Annotated in this window: 22 protein-coding genes; 13 read left to right on the top strand and 9 right to left on the bottom strand. The window is 34.0% G+C overall.

Going from position 1 to position 19,568, the window contains the following annotated elements:
• Nucleotides 1–195: 195 nt before the first annotated feature.
• Nucleotides 196–597, top strand: a complete 402-nt coding sequence (locus tag FLAK523_RS15210) for a thioesterase family protein (RefSeq protein ID WP_248905049.1) — start codon at nt 196–198, stop codon at nt 595–597.
• A gap of 12 nt (nt 598–609) precedes the next feature.
• Here the strand turns inward: FLAK523_RS15210 and FLAK523_RS15205 are convergent, their stop codons facing one another.
• The 3 genes from FLAK523_RS15205 to ribD are packed head-to-tail and all read right to left on the bottom strand — an operon-like array spanning nt 610 to nt 2,893.
• Nucleotides 610–1,242 carry a YigZ family protein gene (locus FLAK523_RS15205; protein WP_248905047.1) on the bottom strand — a complete coding sequence of 211 codons (633 nt, stop codon included), beginning with the start codon at nt 1,240–1,242 and terminating at the stop codon, nt 610–612.
• A gap of 12 nt (nt 1,243–1,254) precedes the next feature.
• Entirely contained in the window at nt 1,255–1,857 is a 603-nt protein-coding gene (locus FLAK523_RS15200; protein WP_248905045.1) for an HAD family phosphatase, read from the bottom strand.
• Nucleotides 1,850–2,893 carry a bifunctional diaminohydroxyphosphoribosylaminopyrimidine deaminase/5-amino-6-(5-phosphoribosylamino)uracil reductase RibD gene (gene ribD, locus FLAK523_RS15195; RefSeq protein ID WP_248905043.1) on the bottom strand — a complete coding sequence of 348 codons (1,044 nt, stop codon included), beginning with the start codon at nt 2,891–2,893 and terminating at the stop codon, nt 1,850–1,852. Before ribD ends, FLAK523_RS15200 begins: the two co-directional genes overlap by 8 nt.
• Before the next feature lie 192 nt (nt 2,894–3,085).
• Between ribD and FLAK523_RS15190 the strand changes: the two genes are divergently transcribed.
• Together FLAK523_RS15190 and prmC are read left to right on the top strand one after the other, a co-directional pair.
• The gene (locus FLAK523_RS15190; protein ID WP_248905041.1) at nt 3,086–3,562 is read left to right on the top strand and encodes a GNAT family N-acetyltransferase; all 477 of its coding nucleotides are present in this window, start codon (nt 3,086–3,088) and stop codon (nt 3,560–3,562) included.
• A gap of 46 nt (nt 3,563–3,608) precedes the next feature.
• Entirely contained in the window at nt 3,609–4,460 is an 852-nt protein-coding gene (prmC, locus tag FLAK523_RS15185) for a peptide chain release factor N(5)-glutamine methyltransferase (RefSeq protein WP_248908109.1), read from the top strand.
• A gap of 54 nt (nt 4,461–4,514) precedes the next feature.
• Here the strand turns inward: prmC and FLAK523_RS15180 are convergent, their stop codons facing one another.
• The 3 genes from FLAK523_RS15180 to FLAK523_RS15170 form a co-directional block, all read right to left on the bottom strand.
• Entirely contained in the window at nt 4,515–5,339 is an 825-nt protein-coding gene (locus FLAK523_RS15180; protein ID WP_248908062.1) for an IS3 family transposase, read from the bottom strand.
• A 38-nt stretch (nt 5,340–5,377) separates the two neighbouring features.
• Nucleotides 5,378–5,773 carry a transposase gene (locus FLAK523_RS15175; RefSeq protein WP_248902299.1) on the bottom strand — a complete coding sequence of 132 codons (396 nt, stop codon included), beginning with the start codon at nt 5,771–5,773 and terminating at the stop codon, nt 5,378–5,380.
• 74 nt (nt 5,774–5,847) lie between these two features.
• The gene (locus FLAK523_RS15170) at nt 5,848–7,092 is read right to left on the bottom strand and encodes an ABC transporter permease (protein WP_248905039.1); all 1,245 of its coding nucleotides are present in this window, start codon (nt 7,090–7,092) and stop codon (nt 5,848–5,850) included.
• A gap of 173 nt (nt 7,093–7,265) precedes the next feature.
• On the opposite strand from FLAK523_RS15170, the gene hisS reads away from it, so the two are divergent.
• The 9 genes from hisS to FLAK523_RS15125 all read left to right on the top strand — a co-directional run bounded on the left by hisS (nt 7,266) and on the right by FLAK523_RS15125 (nt 16,498).
• Nucleotides 7,266–8,636: a histidine--tRNA ligase gene (gene hisS / locus FLAK523_RS15165; RefSeq protein ID WP_248905037.1), complete on the top strand. Its 1,371-nt coding sequence runs from the start codon at nt 7,266–7,268 to the stop codon at nt 8,634–8,636.
• A gap of 320 nt (nt 8,637–8,956) precedes the next feature.
• Nucleotides 8,957–9,535: a nucleotide exchange factor GrpE gene (locus tag FLAK523_RS15160; RefSeq protein ID WP_248908107.1), complete on the top strand. Its 579-nt coding sequence runs from the start codon at nt 8,957–8,959 to the stop codon at nt 9,533–9,535.
• Nucleotides 9,536–9,642: 107 nt separating this feature from the next.
• The gene (gene dnaJ / locus FLAK523_RS15155) at nt 9,643–10,758 is read left to right on the top strand and encodes a molecular chaperone DnaJ (RefSeq protein ID WP_248905035.1); all 1,116 of its coding nucleotides are present in this window, start codon (nt 9,643–9,645) and stop codon (nt 10,756–10,758) included.
• A 177-nt stretch (nt 10,759–10,935) separates the two neighbouring features.
• Nucleotides 10,936–11,859, top strand: a complete 924-nt coding sequence (locus FLAK523_RS15150) for an ABC transporter ATP-binding protein (RefSeq protein ID WP_248905033.1) — start codon at nt 10,936–10,938, stop codon at nt 11,857–11,859.
• 70 nt (nt 11,860–11,929) lie between these two features.
• Entirely contained in the window at nt 11,930–13,246 is a 1,317-nt protein-coding gene (locus tag FLAK523_RS15145; protein ID WP_248905026.1) for an ABC transporter permease, read from the top strand.
• A gap of 218 nt (nt 13,247–13,464) precedes the next feature.
• A complete protein-coding gene (locus FLAK523_RS15140; RefSeq protein WP_248905024.1) occupies nt 13,465–14,628 on the top strand; it encodes a sigma-54 dependent transcriptional regulator in 1,164 nt (387 codons plus the stop codon).
• A 98-nt stretch (nt 14,629–14,726) separates the two neighbouring features.
• Nucleotides 14,727–15,386, top strand: coding sequence for a DEAD/DEAH box helicase (locus tag FLAK523_RS15135; RefSeq protein ID WP_248905022.1), 660 nt, complete (start codon nt 14,727–14,729; stop codon nt 15,384–15,386).
• A 16-nt stretch (nt 15,387–15,402) separates the two neighbouring features.
• The gene (locus FLAK523_RS15130) at nt 15,403–15,621 is read left to right on the top strand and encodes a DUF2007 domain-containing protein (protein ID WP_248905020.1); all 219 of its coding nucleotides are present in this window, start codon (nt 15,403–15,405) and stop codon (nt 15,619–15,621) included.
• 82 nt (nt 15,622–15,703) lie between these two features.
• Nucleotides 15,704–16,498 carry a Cof-type HAD-IIB family hydrolase gene (locus tag FLAK523_RS15125; protein ID WP_248905018.1) on the top strand — a complete coding sequence of 265 codons (795 nt, stop codon included), beginning with the start codon at nt 15,704–15,706 and terminating at the stop codon, nt 16,496–16,498.
• A 70-nt stretch (nt 16,499–16,568) separates the two neighbouring features.
• Here the strand turns inward: FLAK523_RS15125 and FLAK523_RS15120 are convergent, their stop codons facing one another.
• Together FLAK523_RS15120 and FLAK523_RS15115 are read right to left on the bottom strand one after the other, a co-directional pair.
• Nucleotides 16,569–16,865 carry a type II toxin-antitoxin system RelE/ParE family toxin gene (locus FLAK523_RS15120; RefSeq protein ID WP_248905016.1) on the bottom strand — a complete coding sequence of 99 codons (297 nt, stop codon included), beginning with the start codon at nt 16,863–16,865 and terminating at the stop codon, nt 16,569–16,571.
• Nucleotides 16,852–17,100, bottom strand: a complete 249-nt coding sequence (locus FLAK523_RS15115; RefSeq protein ID WP_248905014.1) for a hypothetical protein — start codon at nt 17,098–17,100, stop codon at nt 16,852–16,854. Before FLAK523_RS15115 ends, FLAK523_RS15120 begins: the two co-directional genes overlap by 14 nt.
• A 124-nt stretch (nt 17,101–17,224) precedes the next feature.
• Between FLAK523_RS15115 and mtaB the strand changes: the two genes are divergently transcribed.
• On the top strand, nt 17,225–18,553 hold the full coding sequence (gene mtaB, locus FLAK523_RS15110) for a tRNA (N(6)-L-threonylcarbamoyladenosine(37)-C(2))-methylthiotransferase MtaB (RefSeq protein WP_248905013.1): 1,329 nt from the start codon (nt 17,225–17,227) through the stop codon (nt 18,551–18,553).
• Between the two features lie 148 nt (nt 18,554–18,701).
• Here the strand turns inward: mtaB and FLAK523_RS15105 are convergent, their stop codons facing one another.
• A complete protein-coding gene (locus tag FLAK523_RS15105; RefSeq protein WP_248905004.1) occupies nt 18,702–19,418 on the bottom strand; it encodes a 3-ketoacyl-ACP reductase in 717 nt (238 codons plus the stop codon).
• Between the last annotated feature and the right edge of the window lie 150 nt (nt 19,419–19,568).

The raw sequence follows: 19,568 nt of genomic DNA, 5'->3' as shown, positions 1-19,568 counted from the left end.
AAATTCTATGTAAATTATTTAATTTAGTAATCGTTGTCTTAGTAAAAAATGATCAGATGATCGTTTTTTTTCGGGGTAACAAATATGTGAACAAATAATTGTAAAAAAAAATATTTAGGGGTTGATTTTGTAGTATTATTGTTGTAAGTAGGTATAAGAACTAAAATAAATAATGTTAAAATAATAAAAAGTAAAATGAGAGTACATGAATTGAAAGTAAGGGTTAGGTATTCAGAAACAGACCAAATGGGGGTTGTTTATCACGGGAATTATGCTCAGTTTTTAGAGATGGGACGCGTGGAATGGCTTAGAAACCTTGGGATTTCTTATAAATGGATGGAAGGTAATGGAATCATGCTTCCTGTGGTTTCTTTAAATATAAATTATAAAAAACCTGCTCGTTATGATGATTTGCTAACTGTTAAAACTATTTTTAAGAGCCAGACATCTGTAAAGATTGAATTTGACTATGAGATACATAATGAACAGGGTGAGTTATTAACAATTGCGAGTTCCACTTTGGTATTTGTGGATATGAAAACGACTCGTCCTACTCTCCCTCCAGAGTATGTAAAAGAAAAACTTTTACTAATTTAAAAAAAGATTGAATTATTCCTTAAGTTGAATATTTATTTCGAATAAAGAATTAAAAATGTCGAATATCATTTCGGCATTTTTTTTTCTTGTTTTTATTTCAATTTTACCAATTGGTAATCCTGTATCTTCATTTATTTCCATTTCTTGAGTTACGATATCCAATTTTTTTTCCTTGATTACTCGCATAACCTTGTTCATGTTTTTATAGTCAAATGAAACAAGATAGTGAATGTCGATTGTTTTTTCGACTATAATGCAAGAATTTAGTACCATTTGGGCTGTAGTTTTATAAGCCGAAATAAGACCACCTACGCCTAGTTTTACTCCTCCGAAAACCCTAACAACCACAACAAGGATATTTGTAACTCCAAAAGACTGAATTTGACCATAAATAGGCATTCCTGCACTGTTGCTCGGTTCGCCATCATCGTTTGCTCTGTAGGATATCTTTTCGGTTCCTATTTGATACGCATAGCAAAAATGTCCTGCGTTAGGATGTTGTTTTCGTAAGCCGTCGATAATTGATTTTACTTCCTCTTCTGATTGAATAGGAAAGGCATAGCCAAAGAATTTACTGTTTTTTTCTTTAAAAAGAACTTCTTCTGAAGGGTATTCAATTGTATTGTAAGTATCGTTAATTTCCAAATGGGGTTTTTTCTAGATTATGTTTTTATCGAATAAATGAACTACGTCTTCTTTGCCTACTTGTAAGTTCCAAACCTGAAAGCCTAAAGCTAGTGCTGTGTCAGTGTTTTCTTTTTTGTCATCGATAAACAAAGTGCGTTTGGCAGATAATTCATGTTCTTTTATGAGATGATTGAAAATAGCAGCTTCAGGTTTTCTCATCCCTAATTCGAATGAAAAATAAACTTTTTCAAAACAATGGTAAAAATCTCCATAAAATGAACTGCCATTATTTTGTTCGAATGTTTCAATATGTATGGCATCGGTATTGCTTAATAGAAAAAGACGGTATTTTTTTGAAAGCAATTGTAGAAACTCCAATCTATGCAAAGGAAAATCTAGCAAAATTGCATTCCATGCCTTTTTTATTTCTTCTAGACTGGCGTTAGGGATGTGCTTTTGAATCCCAAGAAGAAAGTTGTCTTCAGAAATTTTTCCAATTTCAAACTGAATGTTTAAATAGTCTAAGTCCTCATTCCACTCTTTTAATCCTAATTTCTTTAAGGCTTCAGTCGTGGCTTGCTTGTCTAAGTTGATAAATATATCTCCAAAGTCAAAAATGATTGTATTAATCATAGTTTCTAGATATTATAAGTTCGTCGCCGTTGATGCAATTTTTTTTAGAATCTCTTTTACTAATTAATGGCGCTTTGGTACCTTCTTGAAACAACGTTTTGCCGATAAAAATACGTGTTTCATCCCATAAATTTTCATCAATAAATGTTTGAAGTGTTTGGCGACCTCCTTCAATAATCACAGATTGAATCTGGTATTTATACAGTAATTCCGATAATTGTTGTGCAATATTTTGTTCGAAATCGATACTCTCAAAGATACAGTTTTCTTTATTGTCTTTGTCGGATGTTTTACAAATAATAATCGTTTTAACTTGGTTGTTAAAAATATGGGAGTTATCCAGAATTCGGCTGTTTTGGTCCAGAATTATCCGGATAGGATTGTTCCCTGCCCAGTCTCTCGTATCTAGTTTTGGGTTGTCGTCAATTACAGTTTGGGTGCCTACAAGAATGGCCTGTTCTTCACTTCGCCATTTGTGGACAAGTTGTCTCGAATAAGGGTTTGTAATCCATACCGGTTTCGTTTCCGTTTTTGATAATGGAGCAATAAACCCGTCTTGACTTTCGGCCCATTTCAAAATGATATAGGGTCTTTTCTTCTGATGAAAAGTAAAAAAGCGTTTGTTTAGCTCGTTGCATTCCTCTTCCAAATAACCTACACTGACATTCGTTCCGGCTTCTATTAATTTTTTTATTCCGTTTCCTGCAACTTTTATATTTGGATCTACGGTTCCTATAACAACATTTGGAATTTTGTTGTCGACTATTAAATCGCAACAAGGTGGTGTTTTTCCAAAATGACTGCAAGGTTCTAAACTCACATAGATGGTCGCTTTTTTTAATAGCGACTTGTCTTTTACGGAATTTACCGCGTTGACCTCGGCATGAGGACCACCGGCTTTTTTGTGCCAGCCTTCTCCAATGATTTTATTATCAAAGACAATCACACTTCCTACCATAGGGTTAGGGTAGGTTGTTCCTAATCCGTTTTTTGCCAATTCTAGGCAGCGTTTGATGTATTTTTCATGTGTATTCACGGTACAAAAATAAACTAAAATTTTGATTAGGTTTGCAGTTCTGTGATTTCTAAATTCAACTATCGAGATTATTGTTTCAATATTCTTTTTAGTAATTTTGAATCAGATATGTCGAAAGCCGAAATTTGATGCCGATAATAGCCAAACTGAATGGTTGCTAACCATTAACCCTAAGTTAATTAGTTTTTTAAGATGATAATAAGAAAAATTACAAAAGAAGATAATCCAGCTGTAGCTAGTTTAATAAGAGCTGTTTTTGATGAGTTGAATATTCCCAAAGTGGGTACCGCTTACGAAGATCCCTATTTGGATTTAATGTTCGAAGAATACAATAAGCCCCAGTCGGTTTATTATGTTGTGGAAAATAACGGAAAAATTATTGGAGGGGCTGGAATCGCACCGCTTCTGAATGAAGCCGAAACCATTTGTGAATTGCAAAAAATGTATTTTATGCCTGAGACTCGAGGTTTGGGCTTAGGAAGCCAAATGATGGAAAAATGTTTGCAAGGCGCTAAAGATTTTGGGTTTGAAAAATGTTATTTAGAAACAATGCCATATATGCACGATGCTCAAAAACTGTATAAAAAGGTAGGTTTTGAGAATATCAGTGCTCCTATGGGAAGTACGGGACATACCTCATGTCCGGTTTGGATGCTGAAGAAATTATAAGAAATGAATTATGAGTTTCTATATTCATAAAGCAATACCCAATACAATGAAAATTAAACAATACCGAGACCAATTTATTAAGTCGCTATCACCGATTCACGGCGAAGGAGAAGCTGAAAGTTTTTTCTATCTTATTTTGGAAAACAAACATGAGCTGAAAAGAATTGATCTAGCCTTGAATCCTGATTTGGAGTTTAAGGATGATGATATGGAAGCTTGGAATTCTATTTTGGAGCAATTAAAATTAGAAATACCTATCCAGTATTTGCTTGGAACCACCAGTTTTTATGGTTTGGATTTTGAAGTCAATGAGAATGTGCTTATTCCAAGACCTGAAACTGAAGAATTAGTAGAATGGATTATTAAAAGCAATCCAAATACAAAAGCTTCGGGTTTGAAAATTCTTGATATTGGTACAGGAAGTGGTTGCATTGCTGTTTCACTGGCAAAAAATATTCCAAATGCCCAGGTTTTTGCCATCGATGTTTCCGAAAAGGCATTGGCTACAGCCAAAAAAAATGCGGATAACAACAATGTAACTGTTACTTTTTTAAAGCAGAACATTCTTGAAACAGATGATTTGGCACGCCAATTTGATGTTATTGTTTCGAATCCTCCTTATGTTCGAAATCTAGAAAAACAGGAAATTAAAAAGAATGTTTTGGATAACGAACCTCATTTGGCTCTTTTTGTTGAAGACAATGACGCCCTGATTTTTTATAAAAAAATAGCTGAATTGGCCCAGAAAAACAGTTCGGAGAACGGACAGCTTTTTTTCGAAATCAATCAATATTTAGGAAAGGAAATGATTGAATTACTGGAGAAAATGAATTTTAAAAATGTTGAATTACGTAAGGATATTTACGGGAATGACAGGATGATAAAAGGAAGTGTTTAGTATACCGTGATTAGTAATCAGTGGTCAGTATTCAGTTTGAATGCACGTCCCTAATTAAAGTTGACCGATTTCTATTAATTTATCATTGTCAAAAATAGTAATAATAGGCTTAGAAAAAAGAGGATTATTGAACCAATTATTTTCAAAATCAACAGGGCTTAATTTCCCTATGTTGTTATGAGGTCTCTTATTATTATAATGTTCAACTGCTCTATCTACATCCTTTTTTAATTGTTCAAATGTTTTAGGTTTCCAATGGTCTATATACTCTTCTTTTATTGTTCTGTTAATCCTTTCTGCATAAGCATTGTCTTGTCCTGACAATGCCATGCTGATTTCGCATCCACTCACTTTGAGAAGAGCTATATATTCATTGTAAATATACTGACTACCTCTATCAGAGTGGTGTATCATTGGAGCTTGATTGTTTTCTAATGCCATTTGCATTGCGCTTAAATTAGCAGTAGCTCTCATATGATTAGATAGTTGATGTCCAACGATTTTCTTTGTATAAACATCTATTATAAACACTGCGTAATAAAATCTTTCTCCAACATAAATATAAGTTATATCCGATTGCCAAATCGTCGACGGAGCATATACAGACATTGACTTTATTAGATTCGGAAAATAAACTTTCACAGAAAACGTTGTTCTCCTGTAATTTTTATGCCTTTTTATCCTGAACCCTAAATCCATAAACGTATCGATAAATCTATCTCTTCCTATGAAATTAGGACGCAAAGCATAATACATTTTCTCAACCCCACAACCAGGGTGTTCTTTCCTTAGTTCCTCTGCTTCTAAAATCAGACATTCTATCTTTCTTTCAAAAGCAACCTGTCTTTTTGAATACTGATTAACTGCTTGCTTGCTTATTTCAAGTGTTTCGTAAAGCTGATTTAAAGAAAAACTTATTACTTTCTGGTTCTCAACGAACCAGCTGATTGTGGGGTGTTGGAGTTTTTTTTTATGTCGATATTAAATTCATCTTTAGCTATATCAATCATCTTTTCGAGATAATCAATTTTTATTTGCTTCTGACCAACCGCTTGTTCAAGTTCTTTTATCTTGAGTTCTAACTGTTTTAGCTTATCAATGTTACTATCTTTCATTTCTACAACTCTAATTCCTTTTTCATTAAAAGTAGAAAATTTATAAATCCAATTGTAGATTGTAACGTTATTTACTCCGTAAAGTCGTTCTAATTGCAGAACACTATACTTCCCGCTTTCGTAAAAACTTACGATTCCTTTTTTAAACTCTTCCGAATAAACTCGGAGTTTCCTAATTTCTTTTAAATTTGCATTCATATAACTTGACTTTTGTGGTCAACCTATATCAGGGAAGTACAGAAATCTGATTACTGAACACTGACTACTGGAAACTATTCGTGGCGTAATGCTTCGATAGGATCTAATTTAGATGCTTTTATTGCTGGATACAATCCGGAAACTATTGCTACCATAAAACTAGTTAAAAAGGCTGCGAATATTGCGGTCCATGGGATTACAAAAGCAAAACTCATAGCAGTTGCGATTCCAAATCCAATCAGGATTCCGAAAATAATTCCGGCTATTCCTCCCATTTGACCTATGATTAAAGTTTCAATAAAAAACTGCATTGCTACTGTTGATTTTTTGGCACCAAGTGCTTTTCTAACTCCTATTTCACGGGTACGTTCGGTTACTGAAACAATCATAATATTCATCAAAGCAATAGAAGATCCTAGAATTGTAATAACACCTATAAGCCATGAAGCAAGTCCTAGGTATTTTGTAATTCCAAGGATTCTGTTGATTAAATCATCGCTTCGTACTACACCAAAATTATTGTCTTTTATTGGGGTTAGCTTACGAACTCTTCGCATTGTACTTGTTGCGTTGTCAATGGCTTGGTCTAATAATTCTTTTTTGGTAACCATAACACTTACTGTATAGTTAATGTTTGGCGCAGAAAATAAAGAGCGGGCAACTTGTATTGGGATTAAGACTCTTAAATCCTGACTGTTCCCAAAAGTGGAACCTTTTTCTTTTAGAACTCCAATTACCTTAAACTTTGCTCCTCTAATAGAAATTATTTTATCAATTGGGTTAATGTCTTTTAGTAATCCTTTTTCAAAATCAGAACCCACGACACATACATACGTATTGTTGTCAATGTCAAAACCATTAAAATTTCTTCCTAGACTAGTTTCTAATCCAGAATTTGGGATGAAACGTTCATCAACTCCAATAATCGAAATTTCAGGATCAGTTTTATCTCCTGCGTGTTTTACTTCAGCTCTGGAAGTGGCTGTAAAGGAAAGCGAGGTTTGAGAAAAAGGGTATTTGAATTTATTTTTGAATGCAATTGCATCAGGATAAGAAATAATAGGATTTATGACTTTACGTTCCTCTCTATTGTTATTCCGAATGGTGTTTTCGTATTGTTTTAGGTTGAAAGTATTGGCTCCCATCGAGGCGAAGTCGGAGGAGATTGTGTTTTCTAAAGCTGAAACTACTGTAAGAATCCCTACTAATGCAGTAATTCCTATAGCAATAATTAACACGGTAAGTGTGGTTCGTAGTAATTGCGTTCTAATAGAACCTAATGCAATCCTAACATTTTCTTTGAATAAATTTAGCATCATGGTTGTTTGACACGAAAATACATTTTTTGTTACAGTTTTATTTTAGAAGAAGTATTATTTATTTTAAAAATAAGATATTTGCAGATATATTTTAGGAGTCGAAACAATGGCTTGGTGCTTTTTAGACCAAACTCGAAATTTCAATTTCCGAATCTAATACCTAAATTAAAAAAATGGCATCTAAACCGAGTATTCCAAAAGGAACAAGAGATTTTTCACCTGCTGAGGTGGCAAAACGTCAATATATAATGCAAATTATTAAAAGTAATTTTGAGAAATTTGGTTTCCAACCTATAGAAACCCCTTCTTTTGAAAACTCTGATACCTTAATGGGTAAATACGGAGAAGAAGGAGATCGTTTGATTTTTAAAATTTTGAACTCGGGTGATTATTTGGCGAAAGCCAATGAATCTCATTTGCAAAATAAGGATAGTAATAAACTAACTTCAACTATTTCTGAAAAAGCGTTGCGTTATGACTTAACGGTTCCTTTTGCCAGGTACGTGGTGCAACATCAAAACGAAATTGAATTCCCATTTAAAAGATACCAGATACAACCCGTTTGGCGTGCAGATCGTCCTCAAAAAGGTCGTTTCAGAGAGTTTTTTCAGTGTGATGCTGATGTTGTTGGCTCTAAATCTTTATGGCAAGAAGTAGAGTTAGTTCAGCTTTATGATACTGTATTCACTTCTTTAGGATTGAACGGAGTGACTGTAAAAATCAATAATCGAAAAATATTATCTGGAATTGCCGAGGTAATTGGAGCTTCAGATAAATTAATCGATTTCACTGTTGCGCTTGATAAATTGGATAAAATAGGGGAAGATGGAGTCAAAAAGGAAATGATTGAAAAAGGAATTTCCGAAGAGGCTTTAGTAAAAGTTCAGCCTTTATTTAATTTCACAGGCACTATTTCTGAGAAATTAGAAAAATTATCGCTGCTTTTAGCTACTTCTGCGGAAGGGATGAAAGGAGTTGAGGAATTGAAATTCATTTGTGAAAACGTGATGAAATTAGGATTGTCCTCAGCAATTTTAGACTTAGATGTTACTTTGGCTCGTGGGCTGAATTATTATACTGGAGCCATTTTTGAAGTTGCACCTCCTAAAGAAGTTGCAATGGGATCTATTGGTGGTGGCGGTAGATACGACGATTTGACGGGAATTTTTGGATTGAAGAATATGAGCGGTGTGGGAATTTCTTTTGGATTAGACCGAATTTATTTGGTTGTGGAAGAATTAAATTTATTTCCTGAAACAGTTACTGAAACCACTAAAGCTTTGTTTATTAATTACGGAGATACGGAAGCTTTTTACGCTATGCAAGCAATTCAAAAATTGAGAGCTACAGGAATAAAAGTCGAATTGTATCCAGATAACGCCAAAGTGGCAAAACAATTTCAACATGCCGATAAACGAAGTATTCCTTTTGCAGTAATCGTAGGGGATCAGGAAATGGCCGCTAAAACGTTCTCACTTAAAAACCTAGTTAGCGGAGAGCAGGTTTTACTTGATTTTGAAGGCTTAAAGGAGGCTTTGTCATAACTCAATATACAGCATAAAAAAAAGCTTTGTTTCTGAAACAAAGCTTTTTTTAATATAAGGTAATCACGAATTAATAATTATAAATACCAACCTTAAATTATTTACTAAAGGGGGCGTAAATGTGATTCAAAAATGAATCGGTAACAAACTTATACAAACTAATCCATATTAGTCTTAAAATTATATTAAAATTTTAGTTAAAAAAGACATATTTTGAAGTTTTGTTTAATGATGAAAAAAGGAGCTGCTAAAAAATGAATGACAATTTGACATTTAATAAGTTTTGGCAGTACTTTTGCAATCCAAAGAAAAGTAAAATAATGAAGTTTAAGAATATATTTAAAAATACAACAAATATGACTACTGATAATATAGAAATCGATCAAGAATTAGATGGTGCGACATTAGAAAATAATGCAAATGATGATCAGCCTATTGTTGAGGAATTAAGTGTTGAAGAGCAATTAACGAAAGACTTGGCAAATGAGAAAGATAAATTTCTACGTTTGTTTGCTGAATTTGAAAATTACAAAAGAAGAACTACAAAAGAGCGTATCGAATTGTTTAAAACAGCAAACCAAGAAGTGTTATTGGCAATGCTACCGGTTTTAGATGATTTTGATAGAGCTATGGTTGAGATTAGTAAATCAGAAGATGAGATAATGCTAAAAGGTGTTGAGCTTATTCATGAAAAACTAAAAAGTACTATGGTAGGTAAAGGATTAGAGCAAGTTGAGGTGAAAGCCGGAGATGTATTTGATGCTGATTTTGCTGAAGCAATTACTCAAATTCCAGCTGCTTCTGATAAGATGAAAGGTAAGATTGTTGATGTTCTTGAGAAAGGATATAAATTGGGAGATAAAATTATTCGTTTTCCAAAAGTGGTAATCGGAAACTAAATAACAAAATATAAATCCCAAATCCCAAATTGAATGGTTTTTAAATTGAAAGTTTTGATTTAGAAAAGTACTGTTTATGGGTTTTGTTTTTTGGAATTGATACAATTATGAAAAAAGATTTTTACGAGATATTAGGGATTTCTAAAGGCGCTGATGCAGCTGCCATAAAGAAAGCTTATAGAAAAAAAGCTATTGAGCACCATCCTGACAAAAATCCAGGAGACAAATCGGCAGAAGAAAAATTCAAGTTGGCTGCTGAAGCTTATGAGATATTAAGTGATCCTAATAAAAAAGCAAAGTACGATCAATATGGTCATCAAGCTTTTGATGGTTCAGGAGGTTTTGGCGGTGGAGGTCATGGCGGAATGAACATGGATGATATCTTTAGTCAGTTTGGAGATATTTTTGGTGGAGGTTTTGGTGGTTTCGGAGGCGGCGGAGGCGGAGGTGTTCGTCGTTCTAAAGGAAGTAACCTGCGCATAAAAGTAAAATTGACACTGGAAGAAATTGCTAACGGTGTTGAGAAAAAAGTAAAAGTAAAACGTAAAGTTCAAGCAGCTGGCGTAAGTTATAAAACTTGTTCTACCTGTAATGGTCAAGGTCAGGTGATGCGTGTTACCAATACAATTCTTGGTAGAATGCAATCAGCCACCACTTGTCCTGCATGTGGAGGTTCTGGTCAAATCTTAGATAAAAAGCCTGCTGAAGCTGATTCTCAAGGAATGGTTCTTGAAGATGAAACGGTTTCTATAAAAATACCTGCGGGTGTTGTTGACGGAATGCAACTAAAAGTTTCCGGTAAAGGAAACGATGCTCCAGGAAACAGTGTGCCAGGAGATTTAATCGTTGCGATAGAAGAGCTTGAACATGAGTTGCTGAAACGTGAAGGTGAGAATTTACATTATGATTTATACATCAGTTTTGCTGAAGCTGTTTTAGGAATTTCAAAAGATATTGAAGCTATCAACGGTAAAGTAAGAATCAAACTGGAGGATGGAATTCAATCAGGAAAAATTCTAAGATTAAAAGGAAAAGGAATTCCTAGTATTAATGGTTATGGAAGCGGTGATCTTTTAGTACATGTGAATGTGTGGACTCCCAAAACATTAAACAAAGAACAAAAACAATTTTTTGAAAAAAATATCGAAGATGAAAATTTTGTTCCAAATCCTGAAAAATCAGATAAATCATTTTTTGAGAAAGTAAAAGACATGTTCTCTTAAAAAGATAAAATAATTTATTGTTGGGTATTCGCACTTCAATAAAAATATATTTCCCATCCTTGTGAAAACAAGGGTGGGTTTTTTATGTAACAATACATAGTATTTCGATACTAATTATTTACTTTTACACGCACAATGCCATAAGGCAAAACTGTTGAAATAAATTAAAAAATCAGCATGAGTACCATACTTGAAGTCAATAAAGTAGTGAAGCAATACGGGGATTACGTAGCGCTAAACGAAGTTTCATTATCTGTTCCTAAAGGTAGTATTTATGGGTTATTAGGCCCTAATGGAGCTGGGAAAACATCCCTGATCCGTATCATCAATCAAATCACTTTACCGGATAGTGGCGAAATCATCTTTGATGGTGAAAAGCTACAGCAAAAACACGTTCAATACATAGGTTATTTACCTGAAGAAAGAGGGTTGTATAACAGTATGAAAGTGGGAGAGCAATGTTTGTATCTAGCACAAATGAAAGGACTTTCAAAGGCTGAAGCGAAGAAACAATTAGAATATTGGTTTGACCGTTTGGGAATTCAAGGTTGGTGGAACAAGAAAATTCAGGAACTTTCAAAAGGAATGGCTCAAAAAATCCAGTTTGTTGTTTGTGTTTTGCACAAACCCAAACTACTTATTTTTGACGAACCTTTCTCTGGTTTTGACCCTGTAAATGCTAATGTTATCAAAGATGAAATATTGGCATTAAGAGACGAAGGAGCTACCATTATTTTTTCTACGCATAGAATGGAGAGTGTTGAAGAATTGTGTGATGATATTGCATTGATTCACAAATCAAATAAACTGATTGAAGGAAAATTGCTCGATGTTAAAAGACAATTCAAAACCAATAGTTTTGAAGTTGGTATTTTAACTGATAACGTGGAAGGGTTGATGTATGCTATTACTCAAAAATTCACCGTTAGTCCGGCTAATTTCAAATCCCTGAACAACGAATTGAAACTTGAAATTCATCTTGGAAATGGATTGCCAAATGAATTACTGCATATCTTGACACAAAGAGGGCAAGTCACTCATTTTGTCGAAAAAATACCAAGTGTAAACGATATTTTTATCCAAACAGTAACAGAAAAATAATAATCATTAAGAAATTTCAAAATACCATAATAAAGGTATTTGTGGTTTTATAATTTGTAATTTGCGAAATATGAGCATTATATCATTAATCATAAAACGAGAATTCATTGCCAAGGTCCGCAATAAGTCTTTTATCGTAATGACTTTCCTTAGTCCGCTACTTTTTGTGGGGATTGCAGCATTTGTAGGCTATTTGAGTTCTATGAAAGCCGATACTAAACGCATCGCTATCCACGATGAATCGGGGTTGTTTGTCAAAGAATTCACGATAAGAAATTCGGATAAAGGCGAATACAAATACGTGGATTTATCTTTAATCGACACTAGTTTTTTAAAAGATAGTATTACCAATGAAAGTTATGAAGGCTTACTGATTATCCCAAAAGTAAACGATGTTAAAGAATTAGAAAAGAAAATTCAATTCATTTCAAACAGCAGTCCTAGCATTGTATTTATAGAGAATGTTCAGGATATTATTGCCAAAAAGATTACCAAAACCAATTTAGAAAAAGCACATCTTGATACCCTGGCGATTCAAAACGCTCAGTCTAAAGTCAATATCAGTTTGACAAAAGCTACTGGGGAAGAGAGTTTAAAAGGGCTAAACGAAATCAAAATCGCTATTGGAGGTGGATTTGGATACCTGATTATGATGTTTATCATCATTTATGGTAATATGGTTATGCGAAGCGTCATTGAAGAAAAAACAAACCGAATTATAGAAATCATTATTTCATCGGTAAAGCCGTTCCAATTGATGATTGGAAAAATCATCGGAACCTCATTAGCAGGAATTCTTCAGTTTATGATATGGGCTGTTATAGGACTTTCGTTAATGTTTGCCGCCTCGATGTTTTTTGGAGTAAACGTAGGGCCTACAGCAAAAATTCCGCCCGAAGTAATGCAACAAGCACAGCAGGAATTAACTGGAACTGCCCAGATGTACATCAAAGAAATTTGGAATCTGCCTATAGCAAGTATGTTGATAGGATTTGTGATTTATTTCATAGGTGGTTATTTTTTATACAGTTCATTCTATGCCGCAATTGGTGCTGCGGTAGATAATCAAACCGACTCACAGCAATTTCTATTGCCTATCATTATGCCATTAATGCTGAGTGTTTATGTTGGTTTTTTTAGTGTGATAAATGACCCTCACGGGACTATTGCAGTTTTGTTTTCAATGATACCATTGACTTCGCCTATAGTAATGTTAATGCGAATTCCTTTTGGAGTGCCGTGGTGGCAAATCGCCATTTCCGTATCTTTGTTGTTCGCCACTTTCTTTTTAGTGGTTTGGTTTGCAGCCAAAATCTACCGAGTAGGGATATTAATGTATGGAAAGAAGCCCACTTGGAAAGAATTGTATAAGTGGTTGAAATATTAAAGAATAGGAATGCTTTAACTCTTGATCGTTTTTATTAATAAAAGGAATAGGAGCGAATGGCTTGGTTATTGTCAATAGAGAATCTTCCTGCTCTCGCCTTTATCTCTCCACTACGTTGCGAGGATATCGGCTCCATCAGGGCTAAGAGCCATTATTGGGCTGATCAATAAACATTGCCAATAACGGCGAAACGAAATAACGAATAATCAAGATAACAAATGAGTAAAATATTAATCATAGAAGACGAAGCGGCTATTCGAAGAGTATTAACAAAAATACTTTCAGAGGAAAGTGATACCTATCAGGTGGAAGATGCAGAAGATGGGATTGCTGGATTCGAAAAAATAAAAAACAACGACTACGATCTGGTTTTGTGCGATATCAAAATGCCAAAAATGGACGGAGTGGAATTGCTTGAAGCAGTAAAAAAAATAAAACCCGAAATTCCAATGGTTATGATTTCTGGTCATGGCGATATGGAAACGGCTATCAATACAATGCGTCTTGGGGCTTTTGATTATATTTCTAAACCACCGGATTTAAACCGATTGTTGAATACGGTTAGAAACGCCTTGGACAAGAAACAACTTGTAGTTGAGAATAAAATATTAAAGAAAAAAGTCAGTAAGAACTATGAGATGATAGGGGATAGCGAGGCTATTAATCATATTAAATTAATGATTGATAAAGTGGCTCCAACTGAAGCAAGAGTTCTAATCACAGGGCCTAACGGAACCGGAAAAGAATTAGTTGCCCATCAATTACACGAAAAAAGCGAACGTGCCAGTTTTTCTTTAATAGAAGTGAATTGCGCTGCTATTCCTTCTGAATTGATAGAAAGTGAGTTGTTTGGTCACGTGAAAGGTGCTTTTACATCTGCAATTAAAGATCGAGCGGGTAAATTTGAAGCTGCCGATAAAGGAACTATTTTTCTGGATGAAATTGGAGATATGAGTCTTTCTGCCCAAGCCAAAGTATTGCGTGCATTGCAAGAAAGTGTAATAACAAGAGTGGGTGCTGACAAAGACATTAAAGTCGATGTTCGCGTAATTGCAGCGACTAATAAAGATTTGAAATTAGAAATTGCCGAAGGTCGTTTCCGTGAAGATTTATACCACAGATTAGCTGTAATATTAATCAAGGTGCCTTCATTGAATGAGAGACGCGAAGATATTCCAGCTTTAATTTCGCATTTTGCAGATAAAATTGCTTCTGAGCAAGGAAATGCAGTGAAGAAATTTTCAAAGGATGCTATTAAACTGTTACAAGAATATGACTGGACAGGTAATATCAGGGAATTGAGAAATGTAGTGGAACGTTTAATAATCCTTGGAGGAAATGAAATCTCTGAGAATGATGTGAAGTTGTTCGCGAGTAAATAAAAATAATATAATGATTTAAAAAATTAATGATTTAAAGATTGGCAGTACATTTTCTAATCTTATTTTATTTCAATTTTTTAATCTTTCAATCATAAGAAATGAAATTAAAAAAATTAAACGAAAATTTAAAACAAGCGTTAATTGAAAACGGTTTAACCGAAGCCAATGAAATGCAACAAGACACATTCTCTACCATAAAAAGTGGTTCGGATTGTATTATTCTATCTGAAAGCGGAACCGGAAAATCTACGACTATTGTACTTAATGTAATCCAACAATTAGTATGTGAAGGAGAAGAGTCTCCGCGTGCCTTGATTATCGTGGAAGACAAAGCCAAAGTTTTGGCAATGGAAGAAATGTTTGAAAAATTAGGTAAGTATACTGATTTACGTGTCTACGGTGTGCACGATAAAGGGGATATGGAATACGATAAAAATTATATTTCTACTGGAATCGATGTATTGATTGGTACACCGAAGAAACTGAGTGATATGTTTACCACAGCTGGTTTCAATATAAACAGATTAAAAATGTTTGTCCTTGATGACTCAGATCCTATTTTGAAACTGCGTTACGAAACTAAGATTATGCGTATGTCTAACAGCATTACAAAAACGCAACGCATAATATTTGCAGACCATCTTACGGATAGAATTGAAATTCTAGCCGATAAAATGTTGTTAGAGCCTCTTATTTTTGAATTTGAGGAAGGTGATGAAGAAGAGGACGAAGATGAAGAAAATGAAGAAGAAAATTAATATAAAATAAGACAAGATGGGATTGATGAAAGTGTTTTCTGGAAGCGAAATTTTAGCTATTGCTTTAAAAGAAAAAATGGAAGCTATAGGTGTTGATACGGTTATGAAAGATAATATCCAGTCAGCTAGGTTAGCGGGTTTTGGAAGTTCAGGATCAGCCGTTGAGTTATTTATTCAAGAAACTGATTTTTCAAAAGCCAATCCGGTTATTGAAGAATTTAGAATGAGTATTTAAACTCGCATAAAAAATAGAAAGATAAACCTTGATGCATTTTAGTGTTCAAGGTTTTCTTTTTTTAATTGAATTACAATAAGATATGAAATATAAAATGTTGGTTTTAGACATGGATGATACCTTGTTGACTGATGACCATAAAATTTCTGATGAGAATGCAGCAATGATTTTTCAGGCAAGAGAAAAAGGGGTGCAGGTTATTCTAGCCTCAGGTAGACCTACTGCCGCGATGACTTCTTTCGCTAAAGAACTTAATTTAGACTCTTATATGATTTCGTATAACGGAGCCGTAATTACTGATTTGAAAGACGGTACAACTTTATTCGAACAAACTTTAACCAAAGAGCAAATTCATGAGCTGTATGATTATAGTTTGAAAAGTAAAACTCATATCATCACTTATCTTAACGGCGAAGTACTTAGTGAAAGCGATTCAGAATATATAGATGTCGAACTTAATATCACGGGATTAAAACACAACAAAGTGGCTGATTTCAAAGCGGAAGTAAATTCAGCTGCGGTGAAATGTATTTTGCTGGAAGAACCCGGCTATCTTAAAGAAGTGGAAAAAGACCTGAAAGCGGCTATGCCTCATCTTAGTGTAAGTATGTCAAAACCTTTTTTCCTGGAAGTAGCTCAAAACGGAATTGACAAAGCTGCAAGTATTAAAATATTAGCAGAGAAACTGGGTATTAAACAAAGCGAAATCATAGCTGTGGGTAATGCAGGAAATGACCTGACGATGGTAGAATACGCTGGTTTAGGTGTCTGGGTTGATAATGTGACTCCGGAATTAAGAGACCGTGCTAATGTGATTGTAGCGTCAAACAACAATCATGGAGTGGCAGAGGTGGTAAGACGATTTATATTGAATTAGATCCCACTTTTATATTTGAAATTAACCATTAAGAAATTAAGGACGTTTAGTTCTTGATTTCTTTAAACAACTATCTGAATTTTTTATTTGGATTTCTACTGGTATGGAAAACAGATAAAATAACAATGCTATTTTTATTTTCGATTGAATATACTACTATGTAAGGATATTTCTTAAGAGGTACTTGTCGGAAATGTGTCTTAAAAATTTGAAAAATAGTTGGGTTTTTATGTATTGAATTTAAACAATTATGTAGCTGAATTAAGAAATTGTCGGCTATTTTGTCAGAAATTAAATTATAGTGAAAAAATACTTCTTCAGTTTGATTTTCAGCTTTTTTAGAAATGATTAATTTAAATTCTTTCATCTCTTTTTTTAAGCAAGCTACTTTTTACTTCATCCCACGTTTTTCCTTTATCCTCTCCTGACAAATATTTTGAACGACTTTCTTGAATAATATTAAATTGTTCTTCTGAAAGTTTGTATTCATTTTTATCCTCTAATAAAATAGCATTCAAATATTCAATAAGATTTTCATCTTCTATATGAATTATTTTTTCAATCAAGTTTAGTTTTTCTATTTGTAATTGAGTTGATTGCATAATATTAGTATAAATTATATGTACTACAAATATAAATAATTATCAGCTTTAAAGTACAGAATATTGTTTGTAAATTTGCACACTCAATTTTTTTGACAACGATTTCATTAAATTGAGCTTACTTATGGAAAACAGAAAAAAAGTTGCCTTTTATACCCTTGGATGTAAACTGAATTTTTCAGAAACATCAACGATTGCCAGAAATTTACAAGACGAAGGTTTTGACCGTGTTGATTTTGAGGAAGTGGCTGATATGTATGTTATCAATACGTGTTCAGTAACTGAAAATGCCGATAAACAATTCAAGCAAGTCGTTAAAAAAGCAATGAAACTCAATAATAAGGCATTTGTAGCTGCTGTGGGTTGTTATGCTCAATTAAAACCAGAAGAATTAGCGGCAGTTGATGGTGTTGATTTGGTTCTTGGTGCTACCGAAAAATTCAAGCTTAATGATTACATCAATGATTTGTCCAAAAACGATATGGGCGAAGTGCATTCTTGTGAGATATCTGAAGCTGATTTCTATGTGGGGAGTTACTCGATAGGAGACAGAACTCGTGCTTTCTTGAAAGTGCAAGACGGTTGCGATTATAAATGTACGTATTGCACTATTCCGCTAGCAAGAGGGATTTCTCGAAGTGATGAACTGGAGAACGTATTGAAGAATGCTTACGAGATTTCGAAACAAAACATCAAGGAAATTGTTCTTACCGGTGTAAACATTGGAGATTACGGAAAAGGGGAATTCGGAAATAAAAAGCACGAGCATACTTTTCTTGAATTGGTACAAGAATTAGATAAAGTGGAAGGAATTGAAAGATTACGAATCTCGTCTATTGAACCGAATTTATTGAAAAACGAAACGATTGAATTTGTATCGAAAAGTAGAACTTTTGTGCCTCATTTTCATATTCCGTTACAATCAGGTAGCAATGACATTTTAAAGTTAATGAAACGTCGTTACCAACGTGAAGTTTACACGGAAAGAGTTAACAAAATTCGGGAAGTAATGCCTCACGCTTGTATTGGTGTGGACGTAATTGTTGGGTTTCCAGGTGAAACAGATGAGCACTTCTTAGAGACATATCATTTTTTAAATGATATGGACATTTCTTATTTGCACGTTTTCACTTATTCAGAGCGTGATAATACGGAGGCTGCTGATATGCCCGGAGTTATTCCTGCTAACGTACGTTCAAAACGAAGTAAAATGATGCGTGGATTATCTGTTAAAAAGCGTCGTGCTTTTTATGAAAGCCAGCTAGGAAGTAATAGAACTGTTTTGTTTGAAAGTGAAAATAAAGAAGGTTATATTCACGGTTTTACGGAGAACTATGTGAAAGTAAAAACACCTTGGAACCCAGAATTAGTAAATACTTTACACGAAATTAATTTGACTCACATTGACGAAGACGGAAGTGTGCGAATGGAATTTGCTTCTACATTGGTGTAAATTGTTTAACATATAAGTCATAAGAGTTTTATAAACCATTAAGAGATTAAGTTTCATTAAGTTTTACGCTTAATTTTCTTAATCTCTTAATGGTTTTTATATTTGAGATTGGCCGTTCGACTTTAAGACTTTTGACTTTCGACTATTCTTAAGGGTTTGTTGACCAGATACTGCTGCTTTTGATAAAAACACGTCGGTTTAGTTTTAACTGGGCGATAATTAATTCGGCCATATCTTCCGCTTGCATTACTTTATCAGGATTTCCATCGGTCAGCTTTAAATCTTTGGCCATATCAGTAGCAACTGTACTTGGTGTTAATGCTGTTACTCGAATATTATGTTTGCGTACTTCTTGCATCAACGATTCTGTCAATCCTAAAACGGCAAATTTAGAAGCGCTATAAGCACTTGTTAAAGCGTTTCCGCTTAATCCTGCAGTTGATGAAATATTGATGATGTCTCCTGTTTGTCTTTCAATCATATTAGGTAAAACGGCGCGAGTCATATAATAGGTTCCCATTAAATTAACCTGAATGATGCGTTCCCAAGCAGCGGGTTCTAATTCTAAGAATTTCCCAAAAGCGGCAATTCCGGCATTGTTTATTAAAATATCAATGGTTCCAAATTCGGCTAATGCTTTCTCAACGGCAGAATTCACAGAATTAATATCGGCAACATCAGCAGTTACTGCTAATGCTTTTACTCTTAACGAACGCGCTTTTGCAGCTACATTATCGATTTCCTCTTGAGTTCTGGCAAGCAATATTACGTTTACGCCTTCTTTTGCCAAAGCTAAAGCAATCGCTTTTCCAATTCCTTTTCCGGCTCCAGTGATCAGCGCATTTTTGTTTTTTAAGTCAGTCATTTTATTGATTTTTTAAGTTTTTTTCTATAGTCAATTTGTAAATTTCTGTTTACTGCTGATTTTTTGGACAAAATTGATTTTCATCGTGTTCAGACTAATGTATTCTAAAATTTTAAATAATAATTCGAGTGTGAAATTTTTCATAAATAT

Origin of the sequence: Flavobacterium sp. K5-23, from assembly GCF_023278045.1 — a bacterium.
Lineage (GTDB): Bacteria > Bacteroidota > Bacteroidia > Flavobacteriales > Flavobacteriaceae > Flavobacterium.
Note: the sequence above shows the minus strand (reverse complement) of the source record. Positions and strands in the feature narration are given on the sequence as shown.